This window comes from uncultured Enorma sp., from assembly GCA_905210055.1.
Lineage (GTDB): Bacteria > Actinomycetota > Coriobacteriia > Coriobacteriales > Coriobacteriaceae > Enorma.
On record CAJLVH010000071.1, the window covers coordinates 1 to 9,075 of the forward strand.

Consider the following 9,075-nt stretch of genomic DNA (forward strand, 5'->3'; position numbering starts at 1 on the left):
AGCCAATAACCCCCGTCCCCTTTGGCTGGTTCCCGCCCCCGATGGCAGGGGGCATCCTCACACACCGGGCAGCACAATGGTGAAGGTGGTGCACTCCGGCGTGGAAGAGCACTCGATCGTGCCTCCATGCGCGCCCACGATCTCCTTCGCGATGGCAAGTCCAAGCCCAGCGCCGCCGCGATTCGTCGCGCGCGCCGCATCGAGCCGGTAAAACTTCTCGAAAATCAACTTGAGCTTGGGCTCGGGGATGGGGTCGCCCTGGTTCTCGAAGCGAACGACCACCCCATCGTCCTCGCAGCGTTCTGCCGAAATGCGGATGGTCGTGCCTTCATAGCTGTAGGCGATGGCGTTTCGCATCACGTTGTTGAACACGCGCGCCATCTTGTCGCCATCGATGAGCGCGCGGAGACCCGGCTCGCACGCGATCTCGACCTTCTTGCCCTGTTCGGAGAGGATGGGGTAGAACTCGTCGGCAACCTGCTCGAGCATGAAGCTCAAGTCAACATAGCCGCGCGTGAGCACGATATCGTGGAAGTCGAAGCGTGTGATGTCGAAGAACTCCTCAATGAGCGCGTCGAGGCGATGCGCCTTCTCCAGCGCGACGCCGGTGAAGCGGGCACGCTGCTCCACGGGAAGATCCGGAGCCTCCTCCAGCAGGGAGAGATAGCCGACAATGCTCGCAAGAGGCGTCTTGAGGTCGTGCGCGAGATAGGTTACCAGATCGTCCTTGCGCCGCGCCTCGTTGCGAAGCGCCTGCTCGCCCGCACGGCGCCTCTCGCGCACACGGTTGATGGCACTTTCAACCTCGAGATAGTCCCCATCGAGCTGATCCCAATCATCCGGATGATCGATGAGCCGCTCGGTGATGTGCCGCGCGATCATCGTATCCGCCTGCTCCTGACCACGCTCGAACCCGTACGCATAGAGCGAACGCCCCACGAAAAACGTGAGGCACACTGCGAGCGCGAGCAGAAACCCACAGAACATGAAGAGGTACCCGGCACTAAAGAACGCAGGAAACGGCGTGCCGCCCTTGAGGATGCCTCCCACAACGAGGACGAGGATCCACGCGACGCCGCCGAGCACCACGCAACGGCGCGCCTCGATGAAGCGGTCGGCGATGAGGTATCCCACGAACAGCAGAACGACGAGCACGAGCGGATTGTCGGCACCGAAAATCATGAGGAGCAAAAAGAAGAGCACCACCGTTGAAAGCAGCTTGCTCGCGGTGATCGCCAACAAACGGGATATGAAGGCGTCTCCTTCAGGCGGCACCGAGGACACCGAGCCGTTACGCTGCTGCTGAGGTGCGCTTTCGCGTGTATTCATGAGACCGTCCATCTCCCGGCTTCGCCGCTATCCCTCGATGGTGTACCCAACGCCCCAGATGTTCTTGATGAAGCGCGGGCTTTGCGCGTCGTCGCCGATCTTCTCGCGCAGATGCCGAATATGCACCATCACGGTGTTATTCGAGCCCTGCATGAACTCTTCGTTCCACACCGCGCGGAACAGATCCTCCACCGGAACCACGCGCCCGCGGTTCTCGGCAAGATAGAGCAGAATCGAATACTCGATAGGCGTGCAGCGCACGGGTTTGTCGTCGACCGTGACGGTATGCGCCTCGGGATTGATCTCGAGCCCGTGTACAGAGATGATGTGCGAACTGGGCACTTCATCCCGGCTGCCATAGCTCGTGTACCGACGCAGCTGCGCTTTGGCGCGAGCAACAAGTTCGAGCGGACGGAACGGCTTCACCACGTAGTCGTCCGCCCCGAGCGAGAGCCCCTCAATCTTATCGGCCTGAGCGTCACGAGCGGTAAGCATGATCACGGGATAGGTGTGATCCGCGCGAATCGTGCGCAGAAGCTCAAACCCATCGATATCGGGAAGCATGATGTCGAGAATCGCGAGGTCGAATTCCTGTGACATGATGAGGTTCGCGGCATCGGCGCCGGAATAGGCAAGCGTTACCTCGAAGCCTTCGTTTTTCAGATAGATGCCCACAAGGTCGGTAATGGTCTTCTCGTCGTCAACGACGAGGATACGCGTTTTCACCTGGACGCTCCTTTCCCCTAGCTGCCATTATTCCCGTCTACGCCGCCGCGTTGCACTCACGCGCCAGCTTAAGCAAGCTCTAAGGCTGGTTGAAGCAGACACCATAAGCTCTGCACAAGCTTTGCTTGCCTTCGTGATTCGCAAGGGTGAGAGTAGAATTGTGGAATGCCGAAATCTTGCGGCATGGCCTTTCCGCAGCGCTTCTCCTGCGCAAGCCGCCGCGAGGCGCTCGAGTTCGAACCGATCCTGGAGCCCGTCATGCATCGACCCCTCATGCGCCGCATCATCACCCTGCTGTGCGCCCTCGTGTTCACCGTGGGCGCTGGATTCGTGCTGCCGATGTCGGCGCATGCCGAGGTACTGCAGACGGACATCGTCTGCGGTGAGACCGCCGAGGAGCGCGGGCTTTCCGCAGAAGACCTTCCCGACATCACCGCCCCACATGCGATCGTGATGGATGACGAGGGAACCGTCTACTTCGAGCGCTCGGCAGACGAACAGGTGAAGATCGCGTCGCTCACAAAGCTCATGACGGCCATCGTCGCACTCGAGAACGCAGAGGTAACCGACACCATCACCGTCGATCACGCCGCTGCGACCGTAGGCGAGTCGAGTGCCAACCTGCGCGAGGGCGACACCTTCGACCTCAAGACGGCGCTCAAGGCGCTACTCATCCCCTCGGGCAACGATGCCGCCATGGCGATCGCTACGAGCGTCGGCGCGATCATGGATCCCTCGAGCGACGACCCCTACGGCGTGTTCATCGATGCCATGAACGCGAAGGCCGAAGAGCTCGGGCTCGGAGCGCTGTTCGCCAACCCCCATGGACTCGACTTCGGTGCGTGGGAGGCAGACATGCATGCCTCGGCACGCGACGTGGCAATAATGCTCGCCTATGCCATGGAGAACGAGACGTTTCGCGAGGTGGATGGCTGCGGGGAAGATTCCATCATCGTGACCGGAGCGGATGGCAAAAAGCGCACGGTCTCCTTCCACCCGTGGAACAGGATCCTGGGCGAGGAGGGCAATATCGGGGGTAAGACCGGGACGACGTATGTCTCGGGCAAATGTTTCGCCGGAACCTTCTTGCGCGACGGCGAAGAGGTATACGTCGTCGTGCTCGGCTGCCCCGAGGACGATGACCGCTTCAACGACACGCTCGCGCTCGCTAACTGGTATTACGACCACACAGAAACCGTCAACGTGGTTCAGGGCGACGTCACCACGATGGAAGGCGAGACGCTGGTGGGGCGTGCGACTGCTTCTGCATGGACGGACAAGACGGTCGACGTCGTCGCAAACGATCCCGACGCCACGGTACGGGTCTTCACCTTGGCGGGAGAACTCTCGCTCGATGTTGAGCTCGAGGAGTTTCCCGGCGCCGTGCATCGCGGTGACCCGGCGGGCAAGCTCACGCTCTACCAGGGGAACGGCACGCTCACCACGGTTGACCTCATCGCCGCAGAAGACGTGCCCGAGCCGAGTCCGTTCGAATGGGCGATGGTGCAGTTCGATCGTTTCACGCGCTGGATCACCGGCAAGCCCACAACCGCCCCGCACGAGGTGTTCGCCACGGTACCGCAAGTCTAACGAAGGCGGATGCATCGTCGCTCTAGACGGGGCGGGTGAAATCACCGGGACAGGCGGCGTAGAATAACCCCCTGGGCTACGTTCACGCATGCCCTACCAGAGCCCCGAACAGCTACATTCCTAGCTGCAGCTAGCGCAGCGAGGCCTCGGTGGCGAAGAGCCCCTCGACCCGAGCGCCTGCCTCCTCGGGACACACAAAGCAGGTGCCCACGCTGGGTGCCTCGCCGTATGCCCCGTGATAATCGCTGCCTCCCGTCACGAGCAGACCGTAGCGACGAGCGTATTCGAACGCAAGCTCTTTGTCGTGCGCCGTATGGTCGGGATGGTACGCCTCGACACCGAGCAACCCGGCACCCACGAGCTCGGGGATAAGTGCCCATGCGTCCGATTGCCCGGGGTGCGCGAGTACGGGAACGCCTCCCTGCTCGCGAATAGCGCGCACCGCATCGGCTGCTGCAGGATACGAGATCTCACGGCGCGCGGAACCTCCCTCACCAAACCAGCAGGAATAGCAGAACTGGTAATCGGGGTCGCGACGATCCCTGCGGGTAAGCGCCTCCATGATGTGCTGTTTGTAGACGCCCGTGCTCGCACCGGCAACCGCGGCCACCTCGTCGAGCGAGACATGACGCCCGGAAAACTCAACGCCCTGCCGCCGAAGCACCCATGCCTGCCAAAGCGTATTCGCCGTCCGCGCCGCAAGCGTGGGAGCGACCAGCTGCTCCACCGGGGAGAACCCGTCCGGCGTCGCGCTCAAGCCAAAGCCGAGCACGTGCACCTTACGCCCGGTCGCCGGATCGCACGCAGAGATTTCGACACCGGCAAGCACGGGAAAACTCAGCTCGCGCGCCCGCTCGCGAATAGCTGCCAGCTGGGAAAGCGAGTCGTGATCGGTGATGGCGATGCGCGTGATGCCAGCGGCTTGCGCCTCGGTAATGAGCTCGTCGACGGTGCATGAGCCGTCCGAGAAGACGGAATGCATATGGAGGTCCCACGAGCCGAGAACCGATCTGCTCTCCGCAGGTCTCGGATCCTTGTAGCGCGGCGAGAGGCGACGCACCGCCTGCTGGGCTGTACGCACCGCGGTCCGCGCCGCAGCGTCCGTTGCTTCGCTCGCGCTCTGGAGCGCAAGATCCTTGATGGCGCGGTCGGTTGCCTTCCGGATAGCGCGCCCAGCTTTCGCCTGCTCGTCAGCTTCTTTCTTGAGTGCGCGCTTGGCAGCCTTCCGCGCCTGCTTTTCCTTCGCCTTCTCACGCTTGGCAGCCTTACTGGGCTTGTCCGCTCTCTTTTGCCCAGAACGGCGCTTCTTCTCTTCCGGCTTACCCACGGGGCACCTCCCTATCGCATGCGATTGCCCACATGGTACCCGCTGAACGCAGGCTTATGGCGCAACCATCCGAAGATTGCAGGAATCGCGCCGACTGCGCAAGCGCTATGCGCGCGCGAAGAGCCTGCGCGCGTTTTCCCATGCGGCGCGTGCGACCGCAACGGGATCTTCTCCGGTACGCTCTGCTCGATCTCGCGCGAGCGCGTCGACCGTGAACGCGATCATCGCCGGCTCACACTCAACGCCACGCAGCGGATCCGGTGCCATGTAGGGACAATCCGTCTCGAAGAGGATTCTATCGAGCGAGCATGCGGCAAAAGCTTCACGAAGCTCTTCGTTTCGCTTGAACGTTGCGGCGCCGCCGAATGCGATGTAGCAGCCGAGCTCCACGAAGCGCTCCATGGTCGGGCGATCCTCAGTGAAGCAATGCAGCACGCACCCAGCCGAGGGAGCGCCAAGCATGCGCAGGATGCGGTACGCGTCTTCGTGCGCCGTGCGGGCGGCATCGGCAGTGTCATTTCGAATATGCAGCTCAACGGGCACCTTGCGCTCTATGGCAAGCGAAAGCTGCCGCTCGAAGCACGCGATCTGCACGTCGTGGGGCGCCGCTTCGATCTGGTCGTCTGCATCGAAGTGGTAATCGAGTCCAATCTCGCCGACACCCAGGCAACGTGGATCCTCGAGCGCTTCGATGAGCTGCGCATGGATTTCATCCCCGTACTCCAAAGTGCCATACGGGTGCACGCCTACAAGGTAGCGCACGTCCGGGAGGACAAACTGAGCAGACGCATCAACCCGGGCAACGCGCTCCTCTGCCGCAGCAAGCCATGCCTGCAACTGCACGCGGAATGCCGCAGGGGTCATGTGGTCGGCGATGGGATCGTAGGGCACCACGATCTGGCTCACGCCGGCACGGCCAGCGCGCACCAATACGTCCGCCGGGTCTTTCGTCCAAAAACAGGTAAGGTGCGCATGCGTATCGAAAAGCGGGGCGAGGGGCTCCGGAGCCGGATACTCCTTATCCCCGCGCTTCGTATGCTTGGTAAAGACGAGCGGCGTCGCCGTTTCCGCGCTCATCGGCCATCCGCCTCCACTGCGGCAAGCGCCTCCGCCAGGCACACGAAGTCGCTCACGGAAAGCGTCTCCGCACGGGATGTCGGTGCGATGCCGCACGCCTCGAACGCGGCGTCGAGCGCCTGCTTATCGAAACCGTTCGCGCTCATGGAGTTGCGGATGGTCTTGCGGCGCTGCGCAAACGCCGCGTCGACCACACGGCACACCGCGGCGATGCCAACACCACTATCCCCGCCAAAGGGGACAGTCCCTTTTGGCTGGTCGTCTGGCACTCTCGCCCCGCCAACGTTGGAGGCTGTCTCCATGGTCAGGCGGTCGAGACGGATGACGGCGGAATCGACGTGCGGTGCGGGCATGAAGCAGCGCGGCGGCACCTCGAAGCGCCCGGTGACTTGCGCGTACAGCGAGAGCTTCACCGTGTACGCGCCATAGTCCTTCGTGCCCGGTTGCGCGGCGATGCGGTCGGCGACCTCTTTCTGCACCATCACGACGGCGCGCTTGAGCGCGGGCATGCGCTCGAAGAAGTCGAGGATGATGGTTGCCGCCACGTTATACGGCAGGTTGGAGATGAAATGCGTGGCCACGACGCCCGCAGCCTCCTCGATGCGCTCGTTCGGCACGCGAAGCGCATCGCCCATGATGTAGGTGAAGTTCGCGTGGTCGGCGGCGTGCGCGAAGAGCACCGGCTCGAGCGCGGTATCCATCTCGATGGAGACGACGCGCGCCGCCTCCTGCACGAGCGCGAGCGTGAGCGTACCGATGCCCGGCCCCACCTCGAGCACGCACTCCGTGCCCGTAAGCTCGGCAAGCTCGCAGATGCGCTCGATCACATGGTTGTCGACGAGGAAGTTCTGGCCGAACTTGTGCTTGGTGGCCAGCCCGAACTCGTCGAGCAGCTCGCGCGTCGCGGAAAAGTTAGCTAGTGGCGATATGGTCATGAGACTCCCTGCTATGGCGAACCCTGCTGTGGCGAGCTCTACCGTGGCGAAACGCGAACGTGTCTTCATTCATATACTTGCCGGTTTTGGGCACAAAGACCTGCGATGGGCGACTTTCATGCCGAAATATGGCAAGTTTTCACGCGAAGAGCGCGAATGCGAAAAGCCGTGTATTCGAATGCCGGCCGTCTAGTCCACCAGGCGCGGGAAGAGTGGCTCGCCCTTCTCGACGGGGGCGCCACCAACAAGACCGCCCCACGCGCACGCGGCGGCGAGGTCGCTCGTCGGCGCGGGCTCGAGCGAGAGGCGACGGCGCACCTCTGCCGAGATGCGCGGCATGAACGGGTCGTAGAGCTCGCTTGCGATGCGGATGACCTCGAGCAGGTTCCAGATCACACTCGCGAGTTCGTCTGCCTTCGCTGAATCCTTCGCGAGCGCCCAGGGCGCCATGTCCTCGATGTAGTGGTTCGCGGCGGACACGATCTTGAGCACCTCGGCCGCGGCGCCGCTGTAATCGATGGCCTCCATGCACGCAGCGTAGCGCTCGAAGATACCATCGCACGCATCGTGCAGCGGGCTCGGGTCGTCGAAGTTCGCGGGACGCGCGGGCGCGCAGCCGTCGAAGTACTTCATGCTCATGTTGAGCGTGCGCGAGACGAGGTTACCCCAGCTGTTGGCGAGGTCGGCGTTGTAGACCTGGCGCATGCGACCCCAGCTGATGGGCGAGTCCGCTCCGTGCGTCACGTCGCTCATAAAGTAATACCGGTACGCCTCGACACCCAGAAGGTCGATGACCTCTTCCGGCGCGATGGCGTTGCCGCGGCTCTTGCTCATCTTCTCGACCTTGCCGGTCTCCTCGTTGCGCACGGTGAGGAAGCCGTGGACGAAGACCTTCTCCGGCAGGGGCAACCCGGCCGCCATGAGCAGCGCCGGCCAGATGACGCAGTGGAAGCGAATGATGTCCTTGCCCACGACGTGGTACTGCGCCGGCCAGCGCAGCGCGAGGGTATCGGCTGCTTCCTGCCCGTCCGCGCCGTAACCCACGGCGGAAAGATAGTTGATGAGGGCGTCGACCCACACGTAGGCCACGTGCTTCTCGTCGAACGGGAACGGCACGCCCCAGTCGAACGTGGAGCGGCTGATGGAGAGATCCTTGAGACCGCCCTTCACGAAGCTAACGACCTCGTTTCGGCGCGTCTCGGGCTGGATGAAATCGGGATGAGCCTCGAAGAAGTCGAGCAGCGGCTGCTCGAAGGCCGAGAGCTTGAAGAACCAGCTCTCCTCCTTGATGCGCTCGAGCGGACGGTCGCAATCCGGGCAGAGCGGGTGCTCGGGATCCGCCGGGGCCTCGCCGGCGGCGACGCGCTCCTCCTCGTGGTGGCGCACCTGGGTCTCGGTGAAATACGTCTCGTCGGGACGGCAGTACCAACCGTCGTAGGCGTCCTTGTAGATATAACCGTTATCGAGCAGCGTCTTCAGAAACTTCTGAACGCCCGCGATATGGCGCGGCTGGGTGGTTCGGATGAAGTCGTCGTTCGAAATCTCGAGCGTCTCCCACAGATCGCGAAACGCCGGCTCCATGGAGTCGCACCACGCCTGCGGCGTATCGAAGCCGTTCTTCTCGGCCGCCTCCGCCACCTTCTCGCCATGCTCGTCCATGCCGGTGAGGAACTTGACGTCGTACCCGCACGCGCGACGGAAGCGCGCCTGCACATCGGCGAGAATCGTGCAGTACGCCGTGCCGAGATGCGGCTTGGCGTTCACGTAGTAGATGGGCGTCGTGATGTAATACGAGGGCTTCGTGTGCTCCATGGTGGCGAACTCCTCCAGTGGTTGATGCATACAATCTGCCATTTTAGCGCATGTGCGGCACGTGCGCCGAGCGCCGTGAGAATCCGCGTCCAGAGCTGAAGCTCTCGCCGGCGCCACAGGTCCACCCCATCCATCCCCTCACTGCTGAAGCTCGAGGACAAGGGCATAGACTTCACGGCGGCGGCGGGAATAGCGCTGGGAGAGGCGCTTCGCGATGGCAGACGCAGGCTCGCCCGCCTCGAGCGCCGCCTTGATATCCGCGCGGATGGCGGCATCGGG

Annotated in this window: 7 protein-coding genes; 1 reads left to right on the forward strand and 6 read right to left on the reverse strand. The window is 62.9% G+C overall.

The features are described from left to right. Positions 1-57 precede the first annotated feature (57 nt). Positions 58-1,329, reverse strand: coding sequence for a cell wall metabolism sensor histidine kinase WalK (locus QZ079_RS05740; RefSeq protein WP_297036240.1), 1,272 nt, complete (start codon positions 1,327-1,329; stop codon positions 58-60). A 27-nt stretch (positions 1,330-1,356) separates the two neighbouring features. Then, complete coding sequence (locus QZ079_RS05745; protein WP_297036243.1) at positions 1,357-2,055, reverse strand: response regulator transcription factor; 699 nt, start codon at positions 2,053-2,055, stop codon at positions 1,357-1,359. A gap of 165 nt (positions 2,056-2,220) precedes the next feature. Between QZ079_RS05745 and QZ079_RS05750 the strand changes: the two genes are divergently transcribed. Then, a complete protein-coding gene (locus QZ079_RS05750; RefSeq protein WP_297036246.1) occupies positions 2,221-3,645 on the forward strand; it encodes a D-alanyl-D-alanine carboxypeptidase family protein in 1,425 nt (474 codons plus the stop codon). 130 nt (positions 3,646-3,775) lie between these two features. On the opposite strand, the gene QZ079_RS05755 is transcribed toward QZ079_RS05750, so the two are convergent. The 4 genes from QZ079_RS05755 to metG all read right to left on the reverse strand — a co-directional run bounded on the left by QZ079_RS05755 (position 3,776) and on the right by metG (position 8,796). Further along, positions 3,776-4,972, reverse strand: a complete 1,197-nt coding sequence (locus QZ079_RS05755; RefSeq protein ID WP_297036249.1) for a PHP domain-containing protein — start codon at positions 4,970-4,972, stop codon at positions 3,776-3,778. A gap of 105 nt (positions 4,973-5,077) precedes the next feature. Next, positions 5,078-6,049, reverse strand: coding sequence for a TatD family hydrolase (locus QZ079_RS05760; RefSeq protein WP_297036252.1), 972 nt, complete (start codon positions 6,047-6,049; stop codon positions 5,078-5,080). Beyond that, the gene (rsmA, locus tag QZ079_RS05765) at positions 6,046-6,984 is read right to left on the reverse strand and encodes a 16S rRNA (adenine(1518)-N(6)/adenine(1519)-N(6))-dimethyltransferase RsmA (RefSeq protein WP_297036255.1); all 939 of its coding nucleotides are present in this window, start codon (positions 6,982-6,984) and stop codon (positions 6,046-6,048) included. The genes QZ079_RS05760 and rsmA overlap by 4 nt, the downstream gene beginning before the upstream one ends. Before the next feature lie 189 nt (positions 6,985-7,173). After that, positions 7,174-8,796 (reverse strand): methionine--tRNA ligase, encoded by a 1,623-nt coding sequence (gene metG / locus QZ079_RS05770; RefSeq protein ID WP_297036258.1) that lies wholly within the window; start codon positions 8,794-8,796, stop codon positions 7,174-7,176. Positions 8,797-9,075: the final 279 nt, after the last annotated feature.

Excerpts from the sequence above, each read along its gene's own strand:
- QZ079_RS05740 (WP_297036240.1), bottom strand. The coding sequence starts at position 1,329 with ATGAATACACGCGAAAGCGCACCTCAGCAGCAGCGTAACGGCTCGGTG.
- QZ079_RS05750 (WP_297036246.1), top strand. The coding sequence starts at position 2,221 with ATGCCGAAATCTTGCGGCATGGCCTTTCCGCAGCGCTTCTCCTGCGCA.
- QZ079_RS05760 (WP_297036252.1), bottom strand. The coding sequence starts at position 6,049 with ATGAGCGCGGAAACGGCGACGCCGCTCGTCTTTACCAAGCATACGAAG.
- rsmA (WP_297036255.1), bottom strand. The coding sequence starts at position 6,984 with ATGACCATATCGCCACTAGCTAACTTTTCCGCGACGCGCGAGCTGCTC.
- metG (WP_297036258.1), bottom strand. The coding sequence starts at position 8,796 with ATGGAGCACACGAAGCCCTCGTATTACATCACGACGCCCATCTACTAC.